The 18,326-nt window shown below is 43.6% G+C and carries 16 protein-coding genes, 1 pseudogene and 1 riboswitch; of the genes and pseudogenes, 10 read left to right on the plus strand and 7 right to left on the minus strand.

Annotation, left to right across the window (positions count from 1 at the left end):
• Positions 1–239: 239 nt before the first annotated feature.
• The 4 genes from recG to gmk all read right to left on the minus strand — a co-directional run bounded on the left by recG (position 240) and on the right by gmk (position 6,221).
• Positions 240–2,318 (minus strand): ATP-dependent DNA helicase RecG, encoded by a 2,079-nt coding sequence (gene recG, locus H5300_RS19760; RefSeq protein ID WP_029405087.1) that lies wholly within the window; start codon positions 2,316–2,318, stop codon positions 240–242.
• 542 nt (positions 2,319–2,860) lie between these two features.
• Positions 2,861–4,987, minus strand: a complete 2,127-nt coding sequence (spoT, locus tag H5300_RS19765; protein WP_102458274.1) for a bifunctional GTP diphosphokinase/guanosine-3',5'-bis pyrophosphate 3'-pyrophosphohydrolase — start codon at positions 4,985–4,987, stop codon at positions 2,861–2,863.
• 45 nt (positions 4,988–5,032) lie between these two features.
• Positions 5,033–5,305, minus strand: coding sequence for a DNA-directed RNA polymerase subunit omega (rpoZ, locus tag H5300_RS19770; RefSeq protein ID WP_004735648.1), 273 nt, complete (start codon positions 5,303–5,305; stop codon positions 5,033–5,035).
• Positions 5,306–5,597: 292 nt separating this feature from the next.
• Complete coding sequence (gene gmk, locus H5300_RS19775) at positions 5,598–6,221, minus strand: guanylate kinase (protein WP_004735650.1); 624 nt, start codon at positions 6,219–6,221, stop codon at positions 5,598–5,600.
• A 324-nt stretch (positions 6,222–6,545) separates the two neighbouring features.
• Positions 6,546–6,645: riboswitch (purine riboswitch) on the plus strand.
• A gap of 58 nt (positions 6,646–6,703) precedes the next feature.
• On the opposite strand from gmk, the gene H5300_RS19780 reads away from it, so the two are divergent.
• Positions 6,704–8,074: an NCS2 family permease gene (locus H5300_RS19780; protein ID WP_017080820.1), complete on the plus strand. Its 1,371-nt coding sequence runs from the start codon at positions 6,704–6,706 to the stop codon at positions 8,072–8,074.
• A gap of 223 nt (positions 8,075–8,297) precedes the next feature.
• Here the strand turns inward: H5300_RS19780 and H5300_RS19785 are convergent, their stop codons facing one another.
• The gene (locus H5300_RS19785; RefSeq protein WP_017086946.1) at positions 8,298–8,867 is read right to left on the minus strand and encodes a porin family protein; all 570 of its coding nucleotides are present in this window, start codon (positions 8,865–8,867) and stop codon (positions 8,298–8,300) included.
• Between the two features lie 309 nt (positions 8,868–9,176).
• Between H5300_RS19785 and H5300_RS19790 the strand changes: the two genes are divergently transcribed.
• From H5300_RS19790 to H5300_RS19830, 9 genes are all read left to right on the plus strand, one after another.
• Positions 9,177–10,001 (plus strand): winged helix-turn-helix domain-containing protein, encoded by an 825-nt coding sequence (locus H5300_RS19790; protein WP_182796672.1) that lies wholly within the window; start codon positions 9,177–9,179, stop codon positions 9,999–10,001.
• A complete protein-coding gene (locus H5300_RS19795; RefSeq protein WP_017079067.1) occupies positions 9,992–10,486 on the plus strand; it encodes a hypothetical protein in 495 nt (164 codons plus the stop codon). The genes H5300_RS19790 and H5300_RS19795 overlap by 10 nt, the downstream gene beginning before the upstream one ends.
• A gap of 405 nt (positions 10,487–10,891) precedes the next feature.
• Positions 10,892–11,317 carry a phosphate-starvation-inducible protein PsiE gene (locus tag H5300_RS19800; protein ID WP_017079068.1) on the plus strand — a complete coding sequence of 142 codons (426 nt, stop codon included), beginning with the start codon at positions 10,892–10,894 and terminating at the stop codon, positions 11,315–11,317.
• Positions 11,318–11,529: 212 nt separating this feature from the next.
• Positions 11,530–12,162, plus strand: coding sequence for an alternative oxidase (locus H5300_RS19805; protein WP_182796673.1), 633 nt, complete (start codon positions 11,530–11,532; stop codon positions 12,160–12,162).
• Between the two features lie 469 nt (positions 12,163–12,631).
• Positions 12,632–12,844, plus strand: a complete 213-nt coding sequence (locus H5300_RS19810; RefSeq protein WP_004735656.1) for a cold-shock protein — start codon at positions 12,632–12,634, stop codon at positions 12,842–12,844.
• Between the two features lie 631 nt (positions 12,845–13,475).
• On the plus strand, positions 13,476–13,766 hold the full coding sequence (locus H5300_RS19815; RefSeq protein WP_102275975.1) for a helix-turn-helix transcriptional regulator: 291 nt from the start codon (positions 13,476–13,478) through the stop codon (positions 13,764–13,766).
• Entirely contained in the window at positions 13,756–15,066 is a 1,311-nt protein-coding gene (locus H5300_RS19820; RefSeq protein ID WP_182796674.1) for a type II toxin-antitoxin system HipA family toxin, read from the plus strand. Before H5300_RS19815 ends, H5300_RS19820 begins: the two co-directional genes overlap by 11 nt.
• A gap of 69 nt (positions 15,067–15,135) precedes the next feature.
• Complete coding sequence (locus tag H5300_RS19825) at positions 15,136–16,134, plus strand: SEC-C metal-binding domain-containing protein (RefSeq protein ID WP_182796675.1); 999 nt, start codon at positions 15,136–15,138, stop codon at positions 16,132–16,134.
• Positions 16,135–16,434: 300 nt separating this feature from the next.
• Positions 16,435–16,638 carry an AlpA family transcriptional regulator gene (locus H5300_RS19830; protein ID WP_182796676.1) on the plus strand — a complete coding sequence of 68 codons (204 nt, stop codon included), beginning with the start codon at positions 16,435–16,437 and terminating at the stop codon, positions 16,636–16,638.
• A 48-nt stretch (positions 16,639–16,686) separates the two neighbouring features.
• On the opposite strand, the gene H5300_RS19835 is transcribed toward H5300_RS19830, so the two are convergent.
• On the minus strand, positions 16,687–17,838 hold the full coding sequence (locus H5300_RS19835) for a hypothetical protein (RefSeq protein WP_182796677.1): 1,152 nt from the start codon (positions 17,836–17,838) through the stop codon (positions 16,687–16,689).
• A 379-nt stretch (positions 17,839–18,217) separates the two neighbouring features.
• Positions 18,218–18,326, minus strand: a pseudogene (locus H5300_RS19840) (IS630 family transposase); the annotation flags it as partial.

Below are 18,326 nucleotides of genomic sequence, written 5' to 3' on the forward strand. Positions count from 1 at the left end.
TATATCTAATCCGATCGTTATAGTTTTCATATGGACCTACCCTCAGTTAGATGATTGTGTTTAATATTCATCTTGGCGCATTGCGACGCCGTTTAGAAGGGTGGGTCCATTTCATTATTCCCTATCGTGAGGAACGAGCGAATAGGGAATCTCGCTCTTACTTGATGAAAGTAATGCACACTAAAAAGGCTTCCTTAAGGGAAGCCTTTCTACGTTCTGGGCGATGGTAACTTGGCTAATTAAGCTTTAGAGTAAACATCGCGTTCACCCAACCAACGGTTGATGATCGCCTTGGCATTGTCTGGGTAGCTATCGTGAATATGACGAGCAATACGTTGCACTTCTGGGATTAAACGTTGGTCACGAATTAGATCAGCGATCTTGAAATCAGCCAAGCCAGTTTGTTTGGTACCGAGCAATTCACCGGGGCCACGGATTTCTAAATCGCGCTGTGCAATCACAAAGCCATCGTTACTCTCACGCAGCACACCTAAGCGCTTCTGAGCGGTTTTAGACAGCGGAGAGTGATACAACAATACACAATGACTTGCGACCGAACCTCGGCCGACACGGCCACGCAGTTGGTGCAGTTGTGCTAGGCCAAGACGTTCTGGGTTCTCGATGATCATTAAGCTCGAATTCGGAACATCCACACCAACTTCAATCACGGTTGTCGCAACCAATAGATGCAGCTTGTTCTCTTTGAACTCTCGCATCACCGCTTGTTTCTCGGCGGGTTTCATACGGCCATGGACTAAACCAATTTTTACGTCAGGCAGTTTGCGTTGCAGCTCTTCTGCGGTATCCGCTGCAGCTTGAGCTTCCAGTACTTCCGATTCATCAATCAGCGTACATACCCAGTAGGCTTGCTTGCCTTCATTGAGACACGCATTTTTCACACGTTCAACAATGTCATCGCGCTTGGTATCAGGAATCGCTACGGTTTGAATTGGTGTTCGCCCCGGTGGTAGTTCATCAATAATCGAAGTTTCGAGGTCGGCATAGGCCGTCATTGCTAACGTTCGTGGGATTGGAGTGGCGGTCATGACCAACTGATGGGGGTAGTAGCCTTGTTTTGCGCCTTTCTCACGTAGTTCTAATCGCTGGTGGACGCCAAATCGGTGTTGCTCATCAATGATCACTAAACCAAGGTTTTTGAACTCGACATGCTCTTGGAACAGCGCATGAGTACCAACCACCATTTGCGCTTCGCCGCTGGCAATACGTGTTAGTTCCGTTTCACGAGCCTTACCTTTGAGTTTACCTGCCAGCCAGCCGACTTGAATGCCCATCGCCTCAAACCAGTTAGCAAAGTTAATCGCGTGCTGTTCTGCCAATAGCTCGGTTGGTGCCATCAGTGCCACTTGCTGACCATGTTCGAGTGCGCGAACGGCTGCCAGTGCGGCGACTAAGGTTTTACCTGAACCTACATCACCCTGTACTAAACGCATCATAGGGTGTGGCTTTTCAAGGTCGGCTTCGATCTCTTTAGTCACCCTTACTTGAGCATTGGTTGGTGAAAACGGAAGTTGAGCTAACAACTTATCTTTGAGGGTGTTTACCGGAGGAAAAGGCATTGCCTTGTCTTGCTGCCCTTTACTACGAACAGACAGCATCGATAGGTTTTGCGCCAGTAGCTCTTCCATAATCAGGCGCAGCTGCGCAGGGTGTTTACCTTCATCAAACAGCTCTAGGTCAATGCCCGGAGGAGGCCTGTGAATGGTATGCAGTGCTTGCGCGAGTGTTATTTGGTGGTCGTATAAACCGGATGGAAGCAACTCATTAACTGCGGCCTTGTCGATTAACTCTAAAGCTTGATCGGTAAGATTACGCAGCGTGACTTGTCTTAGCCCTTCGGTGGTTGGGTACACCGGAGTCAGATTGGCTTCAACGTCTGGCTGTTGCCTCGGCGCAAAGAATTTGTAGTCAGGGTGGACGATCTCAAGCCCCATATTACCGCGCTTGATCTCACCATAAGCATGCACTTGTTTGCCTTCGGCAAAGTTATTCTTCATGCCTGCAGTGAAGTTGAAAAAACGTAGGGTAATAGTGCCATTACCATCACTGATCTTTACTGCGAGCATCTTGCGTTTGCCGAAAATGGTATCGACGTGCATTACCTTGCCTTGCACTGCTGCCCATAAACCAGCATGCAGTTTTACGATGGGATAGATACGCGTTCGATCTTCATAGCGCAAAGGCAGGTGAAACAGCAGGTCTTGTACGTTGTTAAGCCCAACCTTTTCCAGTTTCTCTGCGACTTTTGCGCCGACTCCAGACAAAGAGTTGAGAGGGATAGCAGATAAAAGCTGTGACATAACAAGGCTCATAAACGTAAGAGAGATAATCTATTCAAGCATTTTACTGGATTTTTGTACAGGGTAAAGCTTAGAAGCAGATACGGGATGCGAGTAAACGAGATACGAAGGGAATAAGAGCAGATGCGGGATACGGGTGAACGAGATACGAAAAGATAAGAGCAGATACGAGGTGCGAGTAAGCTAGATGCGAAGGGAATAAGAGCAGATACGGGATGCGGGTAAACGAGATACGAAAAGATTAGAGTAGATGCGGGATACGGGTAAACGAGATTCGAAGAGATAAGAGCAGATTCGGGATTTGGGTAAACGATGTGCGAAAAGATTAGAGTAGATGCGGGATACGGGTGAACGAGATACGAAAAGATAAGAGCAGATACGAGGTACGAGTAAACTGGGTACTAAAGGGGGGATATAGAAAACAGGACAGTACAAAAAATTAAAGCAGACTCGAAATACGAAGAGTTGAGGTGGTGAAAAGCTTTTGCTCTTCGCATCTCGAGATTCGTATCTCTCATCTGCTTTATTTATTTGCTTTTAGATCAGTTCTTACGACGTTTTACTTTCAGCGCGTGTGGCATCACACGTAGCTTTTTCATAATACTTGCAAGATGAACACGATCTTTGGTCGTCAGCAAGATAGTCACTGTGTACAGGCGTCCATCACGTTCTTCGGTTGAAATACCGTGAATGTTTGAGCCCGTTTTCGAGATAACGTTCGTTAACTCTGCCAGTGCACCTTGGTGGTTCTGGATGTCGATCTGAAGTTCAGCTGTGAACTCTTGATCGTAATCGTCAGACCATTCTACCGCCATGTATTTGTCAGGTTCTTTTTGGTAGCCACGAACGTTTGGACACGTTTCGCGGTGAACCACAAGACCACGACCTGGAGATACATGAGCAATGATGTGATCGCCTGGGATCGGGTGACAACAATTTGCAAAAGTCAGTAGTAGACCTTCAGCTCCGCGGATAGCTAGTTTCTTCCTAGGCGCATCGCTGTTGTTTTTCACTTCAGTCAGTTCGTCAGCATCACCCAGTAGGCGACGAGCAATGACGATACTCATCAGCTCGCCAAGACCAATCGATGCTAGCAAGTCTTCAACGCTTTCTAGGCGTAAGTCAGACAATACATGCTCGAGGTTCTCTTGGCCGATATCGGCAATAGAGTGTTCACCAAGTGCGTGATTCAGTAGACGACGGCCTAGGGTAATCGACTCTTCACGGCGCATGGTCTTCAGAACCTGACGGATCTTAGTACGAGCGCGTGAGGTCACCACGTAGTTGAGCCATGCAGCATTCGGACGTGCGCCCGGAGCACTGATGATCTCAATGGTTTGACCATTCTTCAGTGATTTGCTGAGTGGGTAAGGGTTCATGTCGACACGAGCCCCTACACACATGTTGCCCACATCGGTATGTACCGCGTAAGCAAAATCGACCGCTGTTGCACCCGCAGGAAGTTCGACGATGCGACCTTTCGGCGTGAACACGAAGATCTCATCTGGGAACAGATCAGATTTAACGTTTTCAATGAATTCGAATGAGTTACCTGCGCTTTGTTGCAGCTCAAGTAAGCTCTGCATCCAACGCTGTGCTTTAACCTGTGCGGTTGTCCCATTGCTACTGCGTGAGCCATTGCCTTTGTAAGACCAGTGCGCCGCGACGCCTTTATCGGCCATTTGCTCCATATCTTCGGTACGGATCTGAACCTCTACAGGTACCCCGTGAGGGCCGATCATTGACGTATGAAGAGATTGGTAGCCGTTGGCTTTTGGTACCGCAATGTAATCTTTCATGCGGCCCGGACGTGGCTTGTACAAGCTGTGAGCCTGGCCAAGGGCGCGATAACAAGTGTCTGGGGTATCAACCACTACGCGGAAAGCGTAGATATCCATAATGGTGTGAAAGCGCTGTTCTTTGGTTTTCATCTTGTTATAGATTGAGAACAAGTTCTTTTCACGACCTACGACGCGAGCAGACAAACCGACTTCTTCAAGACGGCCTTCAATTTCGCTATGGATACGTTGGATCATTTCCTTACGGTTACCACGCGCAGCTTTCACTACATTTCTGAGTACGCGATAACGGTTAGGGTAGAGGGCTTCGAAGCCCAACTCTTCTAGTTCGGTCTTGATGTTATGAATACCAAGACGGTGAGCTAGCGGAGAATAAATTTCTAAAGTTTCACGAGCAATACGACGCTTTTTGTCAGGACGAAGTGCCCCAAGCGTACGCATGTTGTGAGTACGGTCAGCTAATTTGATCAAGATAACGCGGATGTCTTGCACCATGGCGAGAACCATCTTACGGAAGTTCTCTGCTTGCGCTTCTTTGCGATCACGAAATTTAAGCTTATCCAGCTTAGATACACCATCAACCAGTTCAGCAACGGTATTGCCGAATTGAGCTTCTAGCTCCTCTTTTGTAACTTCAGTATCTTCAATTACATCGTGGAGTAGGGCGGCTTGCAGGGTTTCGATATCCAGACGCATTTCTGCCAGGATTCTTGAAACAGCAACAGGATGGATTATGTATGGTTCACCCGTTGAACGGGTTTGCCCTTCATGGGCATTTCTCGCTACCACATAAGATTGACGCAGAGCCTCAATTTGAGGCTCTGTTAGGTATTCTTGGGCAACGTCTTTGAGGCTATCGAATAGATACAAATTAAAGGCCCGGAAGGTTAATTAGTTCGAATGACGTTGATTCTATCAGCGAGTGTGAGCGATGCTGCTTACTGCTGCAAGTTCAGCCGCTTCTTGCTCTTGTTGCTCTTGACGCTCACGAGCATCTAGTACGTCTTTAGTGATAAGACCTTCTTCGATTTCGCGAAGAGCGATAACCGTCGGCTTATCGTTTTCTTCAGGCACTAGTGAATCTTTGCCGCCAGTTTGCATTTGACGTGCGCGGCGAGCCGAAATAAGAACTAGGTCGAAACGGTTGCCAACTTTTTCAACAGCGTCTTGAACAGTTACGCGTGCCATGAGGACTCCAAATAGTAATTAACTAATAAATTTTATATGACGAGAAAGTATACAAGTTTAACTAGAGACTTTCTAGCTCACCGTATACTTATCTCAATGGAAAATCCAGTTATACCCATCACAGTAAATAAGTGATCATAAAAAGCGCCGGAAAAAGGCTTGAGAACAAGGCAGCTCTAATCGACAAAGAGTTTCGATAAGTAGTGACCCTACAATCAAAAATTATAACGACGTTATCAGGCTTTTTAGCAAGCTAGAATGACCAGTTGTTTACTACGATTGGTATCAGAGATTATTCCGCTAGTAGTGCTGTAAGCATGCCGCTGTATTTAGCTGCTTGCTTATCTTCTTTTAAGCGCTCCGCACGAATGATTGCTCTGAAGTCCATTAAGGCTGCATCAAAGTCATCATTTACGATCACATAATCGTATTCTGCATAGTGAGAAATCTCAGATTTTGCTTCGCTCATGCGTTTCGCAATAACTTCGTCGCTATCTTGACCGCGAACATTCAAACGACGCTCTAGCTCACCATTTGATGGTGGAAGAATGAAGACACTCTTCGCTTGAGGCATTTGTTCACGGATCTGACGAGCACCTTGCCAGTCGATATCTAGGAATACATCGATACCGCGGTTTAGGTTTTCTTCAATCCAAACACGTGAAGTGCCGTAGTAGTTGCCGAACACTTCAGCGTACTCTAGGAACTCACCTTTCTTAATCAGGTCTTCAAAGTGATGTTTCTCTACGAAGTGGTAGTGAACACCATTCTCTTCACCAGGGCGCATACCGCGAGTGGTGTGTGAAACAGATACCTTCATTGCGTAGGTTGGATTGGTTTCCAGCATTGCTGAGATCAAGCTCGATTTACCTGCGCCACTAGGTGCAGATACGATGTAAAGAGTACCTATGCCCATCTGTATATTTCCACTGTTGGTTGGATTGAGTGAAGGCGATAAACCGACACTATAAAAGATAGCACTGACCCTAATTTTTGTTCCGGTGGTTACGTCTATAAAGGAATAACTAGTAAAACTAATAGGTGCAACTGGTGAAAATTAGGTCAGAAAAATGGAGGCGAAGAGTAGCATATTTAGATGATTGAGAACAACTGGCTTGATCGTTATTTATCAGCGAATGATCTTTTCAAAGATCTTTGTATAACTGCAATGGCTCGTCATCTTCACTTTTTTATGTGATCTGGACAAAATTTGTTGAAGTTTTAATCTCAATCCTTACAATCCGCGCAAACGATTAAATGCTGTATATATCTAGTGATATGGACTAGATGTTTCTACTACCGAGCCTACCTTGGTGACTACAGTTTTTAGTGTAGAGACCCCTCTATTCTCACAGCATTTGAATCTCAAATTTCTTAATTTATTACATAGGTTTTGTTGTGAATACCGACTCCACCCTGAAAGCCCAGAAAACGTCTGGCTCGCTTGACACCCTGTTCAAACTCTCAGAGAGAAAGACCACGATCAGCACTGAGCTATACGCAGGTTTTATTACCTTCTTAGCGATGAGTTATATCTTGGCGGTTAACCCAGCAATTTTGGGTGGTATCCCGGGGATGGACAAAGGGGCAGTCTTTACGGCAACCGCTCTTTCTGCTGCTATCGCAACGCTTATCATGGGTATTTGGGGTAACTACCCAGTCATGCTGGCTCCGGGCATGAGTATGAACGGATTCTTCAAAGGTCTACTGTTAAGCGGTTCTGTGGCGGTACTTTGGAATGAAGCGCTATTTGGTATCTTCCTATCCGGTATCCTTTATCTCGCTTTCTCGTTGACCAATATCCGTAAGTCGATGATTGAATCAATTCCTGAAGATTTGAAGCTAGCGATTACCGTATCTCTCGGCTTGTTCATTGCTTTCTTAGGCCTTAAGAATGCAGGTATCATCGTGTCTAACCCGTTTGTACTGGTTGGCTTAGGTGACATCTCAGATCCGAAAGTGATCATCGCTTACGTGAGTATCTTTATCGCATTGGGCTGTATGGTTCGTGATATTAAACTAGCAACCTTCATCTCGTTCGTTTCTGCTATCGCGCTGACCATTCTTGCTGATGTATTCATGGGCACATCAAACGCACCAATCCCAGACCAATTTTTTTCTATGCCACCAAGCATGGCGGGCAGCTTTGGCGCGATCTTTGATTTCTCAGCTTTTACGCCTGAGAAAATGTTCGATTTGTTGTTCATCGTACTTATCTTCCTGATTGTCGATTTCTTTGATGGCTTGAGCACGATTGTGGGTGTGGGCCGCGATGCAGGTATCATCGACAAAGACGGTAAGGTGCCAAACGCGAAATCGGCGCTAGTGGCAGATGCGGGCGGTACGGTGATTGGTTCGATTCTTGGTACCACATCGATCACTGCGTTCTCTGAGTCGGGTATTGCTTCTTCTCAAGGTGCGAAAACAGGTTTAGCGGCAGTCATGGTGGCTGGCTTATTCCTAGTGTCGCTATTCCTATACCCAATCTTCTCTATCTTCTCAGCGGCAATGGTCGCGCCTGCGATGGTAGTGGTAGGCATCTACATGGTGGGTCGCCTTGGTCAGATAAACTGGGAAAAGAAAGAGTCACGCATTGCAGCCTTCTTCACCATCATGTTCACAGTTCTAAGCTTCTCTCCAGCAAACGGTATGGCGATGGGCTTCATCAGCTACGCATTCACGATGGTTGTGGCAGGTAAGCGCAAAGAAGTACACCCGCTTATCTACGGCCTGTGTGTGGTGTTCTTAACTTACCTAATACTGCTATAAGCCTAATGGCGAAATAACGTTTGTTAAGTAGCAGTCGTCAAGTAAAAGATAAATAGATGGCTCTGCAGTGAATGTGGGGCCATTTTTGTATCTGTTGTTTCTTAAATTTATGCTCGTTTTTGCTGAACGTTGAGTTCAACTTACCGCCATTCTGCTGATGTTCATCTAAAAAGGGCGACCGTGGTCGCCTCTTTACGTTTACTAGCCAACGAAGTGTTCGTTATCAGAATTTGTACGTTGCGCCAGCGTAGAAGCTACCAAGCTGGACGGTCACATCATTGTATAACCAGTTGCCAGTATCAACGTTGAAGGTATCAACTTCGTAAGCCACACGGAAGTTTAGGTTCTCAAGGCTTGCTGGTGTGTATTCTACACCTGCACCCAAACGCAATGCTGTTTCATCTTCGCTACCATAGCCATCAACATCAAATGAAAGCTGCGTTAGACCTATGGTACCAAATGGACGCCAACCGCTATCAAAGGTGTAGCCAAGGTTTGCAGCAATCGATATGCCTGCTGTCTCGATAGCATAACCTGACAAGCCTGGTGCTGTTATATTACTGTATTTGGTGAACTGTGTTTCAACGCCAACAATGCGGTTAAATTGATAGCCACCAATCAACTTAAGCGTTGAGTACTTTGTTTCTAGTGTAGAGAACGCGGCATCGTCATCGTAAGTTGTGGTACCAAAACCACCACCTAGGTAAAAGCCAGATACGTCTTTCTCAACTGCTTGCTCTTGGGCACCGGCAAAGGCAGAAAATGCTGCCAGAAGGATCACTGCTTTTTTCATTAGATTCATCTCATCGGGGATAAAAAGTGGTGTGCATTATGTGTTCAATGACAATATAAAACTAAAGATGGAATTCATATAAACTTCATGAGTTGTCGGTTTATTGATGGTTTTCCTTTTATATGTTTTTATCTTTATTACATAATTCATTGATATATTTGATGTTGTATTTTTTCTGTAGGAACTTTTGCTTTAGGTAGATGGATTGTACTCAATGCTTACGCAGTTGACTTGGTAATGGTAGGATCCAGTTCTTCACGCGTGTGTTTTTTTGGTTACGTGAGCCCTAATTTCGGTAATAGTGAGTGTATGCATAGAGTCTGTTTTTCCAATTTGATTCTCGATCCAACGACTCTAACCTTATCGAATGTCGATGGTGAATGTATTCAATTACGCCCGCTTCCATATGCAGTGTTGAGCTTGTTACTTGAAAACCAGGGTGCTCACGTTACTCGTGAACGACTATTTGAAACGTGTTGGGGGGGCGCATTAGTCACTGACCAAGCGATCACTAATGTCATTTCAGGTTTAAGGAAAAACTTCGAGCAGTTGGGCGCGCGCGATGTCACCTTGAAAACAGTCAGCAAAATTGGCTACGTTCTGAACATTCACAGTGGCAAAGAGCCGATTAAGAAAATAGGAAACCAAGCAATTCGGGTTAGCCAAGAGCAAGAAATCGTCTTAGAAGAGGTGAGCCTTAAGCTTGCCCCTACCTTGAAAATGAACATGTATTCTTGGCATGGGTTTGTAACGGTATTGCTGCTAGCCTGTTTGGTGTTCGTTTTTTTTACTAAGCCTTTTATACGAAAGCCACAGTTTCTCCACCCTAGTGAGTATCAACCTTTTCAGATTGTCGTGACCGATTTCTATCTTTATCACAGTGTTTATTTAATAAGTGACGGTCGACTGCTCGCATATGAGTTAGCGACTCAATCGTTTCCAACTTGTTATGCGAATATGTATCTGCGAATCGCAGAGTCTGCTTATGACGACGACGTTTATATGATTAAAACTTTTGCATTTGCGAAACACGGCAGCAAGAACGCAAGTTACGTGAATCATTCGGTGAGTATTGATGAAATATCAGAGACGGTGGTGAAAGCAATTAGGAGGGCTCGAGCAATATGCGGATAAAATCGATCATCGTTTTCAATATTGCGCTTGCTATCTGTGTCATCGGTGTGGCGTTGTATCAGTGGAAGTTTGAGCAACAACAGTTAGCGGGTAGTCGTTGGGCATGTGTTCAGCTTGATGAGGGGTTTGTTTCGCAAGGGTATCGTCACTATCAAGAGATCGCTGATCGCTCTATTTTAGAGTTTACCTCAAATGACAGTTTGCTGATTTTCCAGAAAGGTTATGTTCAGACACTTGTCGGAGAAACCAAGCCCTACGAAGTCTATTATGAAGCAAATTACATTGCTGAGAATGGTCTCCTATCGGTTGCCTATCAACATATTGACTGGAATCTAAAGCCAACTGACAATGAGATCTTTGTTCGCGACATGGACGCTCTGGTAAGAGCTAAAATTGAACTGATGTATAAAGTGAAAGGTGACCAGTTGTTTTTGTTTAGTAAAGGGCATGCAGAAGAGAGGAATCATATCTGCTATTCCAAATGACGATTTTGAATAATAGTCACTCCGATATCAGCGTGTACTATTATGACACTTTCAAACTTAGGTACTGAATTTAATTGAGTTATTTTTAGTTTTTTTGGTTTGTATAAAGAAGTACATCCGCTTATCTACGGACTGTGTGTGGTGTTCTTAACTTACCTGATACTGCTATAAGCCTAATGGCGAAATAACGTTTGTTAAGTAGCAGTCGTTAAGTAAAAGACAAACAGATGGCTCTGCAGTGAATGTGGGGCCATTTTTGTATCTGTTGTTTCTTACCTTTGCTTCTTCCTGGTGGTTACCGATGAATTGATAGCGTTATCCCCAAGTCGATGCTTTGACAGTACGCGACTTATATTGATGCATGCTATTGTAGAGACTGGATTAATTATTTTTTGAAGAGTGACTATGCCTTCTAACTTACCTAAATCTTTTAGTAAGCCGTTTTTAAAAGTATTCCACATTATGGAAGCGGTATTGCTGGTGGCGATCACACTGGCGACCTTGTTTGCGATGGTCGAAGAGTTCATGCATGTCTTCGCTGAACGCCGAGTGCAATTGACCGACATTCTGCTGATGTTTATCTATTTAGAAGTGTTGGCGATGGTTCAGCAGTTTGTGATGAACGGTAAGATCCCAGTGCGATACCCCATCTACATTGCGATGATGGCAATTGCTCGTTACATCACTTTAGGCATGAAAGAACTCGATGCGGTATTGATCGTTTGGTTATCTTTAGCGGCATTTATCTTGGCCGCAGCAACACTCTTGATTCGTGTTGGGCATCATTACTGGCCATATGTCGACCTAAGAACCAAGCAGCCGGATGAGTAAATCAATCAGGTTATAAGTTAATAAGAGCCCAGCCATGTTGCTGGGTTTTTTATTGCTCTTAATGTGTCTAAAAGACATAAAGATGTCTATTTTATTATGTTTATTATGCTTTCAATAAGACTCTTATTGTTGTTTTTGCCTTGATGTACAAGGCTTTGTGTCTTGGCATGAATGTTGATTAGTAAGTATTAGACTCATATAAGGAACACGCTATGCATTTTGAAAGCACTCATTATAAACCTGAAATATTCTCCGAAAAGGTTGCACTTCTTGTTACTCGACTTCTCAAAAAGACACTTAACTTGTTTTATGGAAAACACTTAGCCAAACGAGCCATGTTGTTGGAAACCATAGCGGCGGTGCCGGGCATGGTGGCGGGAGTGTTCAACCACCTCAAAGCTCTGCGCCGCATGAAAGACGATGGTGGTTGGATCAAAGAGCTACTGGACGAAGCGGATAATGAACGGATGCATTTGATGATTTTCCTTACCGTTACCAACCCGTCCATTATAGAACGCATTTTAGTGATGCTATTACAGTTCATCTTTCTACTCATCTATGGCGTGATCTACTTAGTCTCATCTAAAACAGCGCATAGGATCGTTGGGTATTTTGAAGAGGAAGCTTGTAATAGTTACTCCGAATATATCTCGAAAATTCAAGATGGCACGTTGCCCAATCATCCCGCTCCTGAAATTGCGATTAAATATTATCGCTTACCCGAGAATGCTACGTTTTTGGATGTGCTTTTCTGCATTAGGGAAGATGAAGCTAAACATAGAGATAAGAATCACGACATTGCCAATCTCTATAAAACCCACAACTTACCCGATCATCAGTGCTAATTATCAAAAAGACATAATTATGACAAATAAAGCTCAACAACCAGAAAATAAGGTCGTCTTAATTACTGGTTCAAACCTGGGATGGGTTGAGCTTTTCTATGCATACTAGAAATACGGACTTACCTGAGGGGGAGTGCTTAGAGAGTCGTACTATGAGTAAATTTCTTAAGATCAAAGCGTTATAAATGAGCTTAATGGCGTGGTAAGGCTGTAATCTGAGTCAACCGAACAAAAAAACATCAATTATTTTCAAATAAAGCTTTACAACCCGACCCAGATCACCAAGAATGGCCTCGCTCTGTTTTCAGAGTTATTAAATGAAACATCAGTTGTAAAGTAAAACCCTTAGTATTGCTTCATTGTTATTCTCAGTGTTTCCCTTGGCTTCATAGATACATTAAATAATTCAAGCTTTCAGCGCATCGCACTTTTGGCGATTAATTTTTTATTTTTATATAAGGGACACATCATGTCTAACAAAACAAACGGCGTAGTAAAATGGTTTAACGAAGAGAAAGGTTTCGGTTTCCTAACTCAAGACAACGGCGGCGCTGACGTATTCGTTCACTTCCGTGCTATCGCTTCTGAAGGTTTCAAGACTCTTAAAGAAGGCCAACAAGTGTCTTTCGAAGTAGAGCAAGGCCAAAAAGGTCTTCAAGCTGCAAACGTTGTAGCTCTATAAGATTTTAAGTCGGCGCAGGTTGCATTAGCAACTTGCGTCACTTTCTCCCTTAAATCTTTCCCCTCTAGTTCCACCTGTAATATCCCCCTCAAAATATTCTAAAATCCTTTGTTACATCCGCTTCTCTGTTTTATCTATAGCTGTATCTATCTCTTGATCCAAACAAATCTCCTGCGTAACAACCTGCTCAACCTGATTGGCATTATTGTATCCATAAAAAAAGCCCCTAAAACTAGGAGCTTATCTTGATCTAATCAACACTGTTAGTTAATCAACACTGATTCAGCTAATGGCTATTCACAGCGTGTTACTGACAAACTGTTATTCAATATTCTGGATCTGAATGTAGATTCGAATGTTAAATGCATTAAAAATCAACTGGATGTTGTTAAGGTTGTCTTTGCTTTTAATTATTAACCACCAATTTAACCACCAGGGGTTCACTTCCTAGATACGAGTCTATTAGGCTATGAATTACCTTACCTCAACCCCTTGCTTGTCGCAAAGTATCAGCTTTGAGTATCCCTTCTACAGTTACGTGATAGTTATTCATATCGTTATGGATGCTATAGTATCCATAAACCACAAAATAACGCTATAATAGACACTATAGTGTCTATTAAGGCTGTGTATGAACTTTTCACTTTTAGATGATACCGATGTAAGCCAAGCTTTTGCTGCTCATCTGCGGGGCTTACGCAAACAAGCGAAGCTATCGCGAGAGGCACTGGCCCAGCGTAGTTGTGTACCTGCTTCGACCATAAAAAAGTTTGAACTCACCGGGCAGATTTCATTTCGTCAATTACTGCTTTTGTGGCAGTCGTTGGATTCACTAGACAGGCTTTATCAATTGACACAAACCACGGCTGACCGCAGTGCTTTACCGACCAGTATAGAAGAGGTGCTTAAAGATGAGCTTTAAATCCATTCAAAAGTTGAATGTGGAGCGCACTCTCACAACGGGCGAAACGGTATCGGTGGGTATATTAGCGCAAAACCGCCAAGGCGTTTTCTTTCAGTACGATGAAAGTTATCTAAGCACGTTTGGCAACTTATCCCCTTTTACGCTTCAAGGAGATGTGCGATTACAGCAAGCACCGAAAGGACCACACCAAGGCATTCACGGTGTTTTTGGCGATAGCCTTCCCGATGGTTGGGGTTTGCTGTTGCAAGATCGAGTATTCCGCCAACAAGGTATAATACCTGCACAAGTAACAGCAATGGACAGGCTGGCTTTTGTTGGCCAGCAAGGAATGGGGGCATTGTCTTTTACACCTGTATCAGAGCTCTCATTAGAAAATCGTTCAGATATTGATTTGGAAACGCTTGGGCTTGAAGCCCAAACCTTGTTCGACCAGTCCCTCTCTGATGAGTTAGACGGTAGTACTCAGCAAGTGTTAGCAACCTTGGTAGCCGTAGGTAGCTCTGGCGGTGCTCGACCTAAAGCGCAAATTTATATGCCTGCTGGCGACGCGACGCAATGCCGCACCTATGCACAACCTGGTGATGAAGCATGGTTAGTTAAGTTTACTTCGAAGAACTTAGCATTGGGCCACGAAGAAGGTTTGTGTGAAGCGGTCTATTTAGAAATGGCTGAGTTCGCAAAATGTCAGCCACCGATGTGGCAGTTAATTGAAGCACCTACAAGTAGCGGTGCTAAAGCCTGGCTTGCGTTAAAGCGTTTTGATTATTTACCCGCGCTGGAGAAGGCAGGGCGCTTACATATGCACAGTGCTTGCGGCTTGTTGGATGCTGATTTTCGAAGCCCGAGCTTAGATTACAGCGATCTGATTAAGGCCAGCCGTCAACTCTGTAAGTCACCCGCTGCTGGGCAACTTCAATTTCGTCGCGCAATGTTTAACTTATTTGCCGCGAACCAAGACGATCACAGTAAAAACTGGGGCTTTTTACAAGCCGATGATGGCAGTTGGCAACTCGCACCATTTTACGATGTAACCTTTAGCCCTCACCCTTTTAACGAGCATGCGACTGCTTTTGCTGGGTACGGAAAGACGCCACCACTCAAAGTGATGCAAAAGCTAGCGGCTAGTGCAGGCTTTGCTAATTGGAAGGAAGCACAGCAATGCATTCAAGAGGTAGTGGGTGCAATTAGTCAGTTTAGGCAGCTTGCTGAGGAGCATGGGGTGAGTAAAACCACTGTGTCTGCGATAGAAAAAACACTCGCAGAGCGTAAGCAAGAAAACGCGACACTTTTAGCTTGAGATGATGTTTGTTTGAGATGACGTTTTTTAACGTGACGTAGCAATAAAAATAAGACGAGTAGATAAAACATGAAACCAGGTCGAAATGAACTTTGCCCTTGTGGCAGCGGTAAAAAGTACAAACGTTGCTGCATGAACAGTATCTCTAAGCAACACGCATCAATGCTGGATGATATAGAGCAAGTTGCTGCAATGAACCCTAACTTGTCTATAGAAGAACTCAATATTGTTGCAGAGCAAAAAATGAAGGCGGCTAATGAACGGCCTCATCCTGATTTCTGTGGCCTTTCGCCAACACAAATGAGCAATTGGTTATATGCGCCTTTCAGTGACTTGGAAGGGGTAACAATACACACGCCAGATGACCTTATAACCAGCCCAGTGATGCGTTACTTAGCATTGATAATAGATGAAGCCATGCAAGGCGGTGGCTCGTTTAAAGCCACCAGCAAAGGTAACTTGCCGACAAAAATTGTTAAGCAGGCTAGTGAGCTATTACCAGAATTTGCAGTTTCTGAATTTGAACGACACATCAGTATCAGTGAATATGCAGGCAGCAACGAAGATAAGTTTAATGCATTGCATTACAGTCGAGTGCTGGCAGAGATTGCTGGTATTATTTATCGTCGCAGTGGCCGCTATCATGTTAAAAAATCGGCTCAAAAGCAGTACCTAGCCCACGGTATTCAAGCGTTCTTCATTCCAATGCTAGAAGCTGCAACCTCTCAGTATAATTGGGGCTACTTAGATGGTTGGGAACAAGAGGTTGATCTAAGGGCTATTTGGCTATTTATGCTGTGGCGCTTGCAAAGTCATGGCAATACTGAGCAGCTGATGGAAGAGGTGATTACCGCATTCCCTGACTTATTGCTGAGGTGCCCTGAGGATGAGTATAGGTCTTCGAGTCAGTTACTAGGCAGAATGACTGACTCGCGATTTACTAAACGTTTCTTGGAGTTTTGGGGCTTTGTGACGGTTGCACCGATGAGGCATATTGATGATTTTAGGACGCCAGATAAGGTAGAAGTGCAGCCATTGATGAAGCAAGTTTTCCAATTCGATGTTTAGCGTGAATTAGAAGAGCAAGGTAAGGTCTTTTAGCTTAAGAGTTTTCCACGCTGTTCGAGAACGAGAGTAATCGTACATAGGCTTATTTGTTTGATGACTGCTTCATAACATCAACGAAACATGTTGTTTTAGTCCGATTTTAGCTTTCAAGTTTATGATAAGTATAAATTTAAATTTGCTTGATCGTTGCTTGATAACTTTCTTAGACTTGGCTTTGTATATAGCTTTCGCCAACCTATAAGTAAAACCAATACAGATATATTTCATCTTCCTGGATAAACCGATAACCAGGAGAATATGATGGAAATTATTCAGAGCCCCAGTGACCGCTTTCTTCGACTACGCGATGTAATGGAAGTTACCACACTGTGCCGCAGCAGTATCTACATCTTGATTAAAGCTGGTGATTTTCCTAGCAACTACGCCATTATGGGAAAGCGCAAAGCCTGGCTTGAAAGTGAAGTGCAAGCATGGCTTCAAGCCAAAATCATACCGTCTAACTGAAAGCCAGATATAAATAAGGCGGCACAATGCCGTCTTCACTAGCGAATATTAGCAGTCTGTTGATGATGAGAGTTGCTCTTGAATAAGTTCTTTAATTACCGTTCTTTCGCTCTTTTTTTTGCGTTTTGATAGCTCTTTTAATTGAGCCTTTGATTTACTGCTTAAGCCAATGCTTTTAGTCTCTTCAGCATTATCATTGCCATTTTTTCTCACCCATGCCTTTCTCAGTATTTCGATTTTTTTAGCGGTATCTTTGGGGTGCTGTAGGAATGATAAATCTAAATAAGTGAGCAGTGCATCATGCAGGCTTTCAGTGTCAGTGATGATCCAAGGGAGCTCGAACTCGGCATCTTTCGCCTGAAGGTTGTGGTGAAGCCATGCTATTTGCTCGGTATTGTCATGTTCAATCCAAGAATGATTTGCATGTAAGAATACCTGTTGCCAGTCAAACTTTAACCGTAAAATAATCTCGCCAAGATTGAAAAAGCGATAATCATTATTATACCCCCGGCACTTTACTTGAGCTGAACTTAAATCGTAGAAAGCCTTAAGAATGGCTTGGAGGCGACTGCGATGTGAGCCATAGCTGCTTGTAGGAATGACAGTATCGGCACCAAAACCAGTAGATAATGAATTGACAAAGCTTTCATCTTCAATGCGTATAAAGCTCTTCTTTTGGGGCTCATCTATCCACACATCTTCGTTATGGTCTTCTTGTGTGTGCTTGTCATCATCGTAGTCATTTATGTTGTACGTCTCTCTAGCTGGTTGCTTTTCTACATTATCAAAGTTGTATGGATCTCGTGCATGTCTTACGTTTTTTTTGTAAGTCATCTCAGTTGTATATTGAGACAAACCTGATGAATGAATCACGCTCATCGGGTCTAAATACCGCTTCTGAAATTCAGGTCTATTCAAAAGCGTCATAAGGCAAAAGCCTGAAATTCTAGGTGAGTTAATCCAATCTAAAGTATCGTCACTAGGGTTGATTTTCTCTTGATAAATGAGCGTTAAAAGCTTTGCATGCTGCTTCGCTTCAGCCTCATCAAAATGGGTTATCAATGAGTTTTCCGCATCACTTAAACTACCATTCTGTATCGCTGAATGAGAGTCTCTATCTCGAACTAACCTGGCTACTTCAGCAACATAAAAATCGCTCTCATCCTTGTTTCTAGCTTTGAAAAGCGGCTGTTTCTTCATGACTATTCCATTCTTTTTGGTTGGCACACCCTAAATTAAGTATGTTACTTTTTCGTCTTTTTTACTATAAATTACGTATTATTCGGTTACATTTCGGTTCTTTTTTGTGACCATTTGCCGCGTGATTACTTGGTTTTATTGAGGTGGTGGCTGTTTTATTGGGGAGTAAGTGTATTTATCGTTTCCTTAGTGTGGCTTAAGTGGTTAGTGAGACACAATTAACGGGACAAAGTGATTGGTTAGCCTATGAAGTAACGTCGATGAATTCATCCAATAACACCAGACCAAAATGAGACACTTTTGAGGTGGTTTTTGACTGTTGCTATAGAAGAGGGAATTGCGTGACGGCTGCACCTAAACGATGTCGGTATATACCCAATCAACTTGAAGATGCAGGCTTAAACACCTGAAAATTGTCATTGATTCGAGACGTCAACGAACCTGCAATCTCTGGAAGAGTTACAGTAAAAAATTGGTCTATGGCTTCC

Source organism: Vibrio sp. SG41-7 (assembly GCF_014164465.1).
Classification (GTDB): domain Bacteria; phylum Pseudomonadota; class Gammaproteobacteria; order Enterobacterales; family Vibrionaceae; genus Vibrio; species Vibrio splendidus.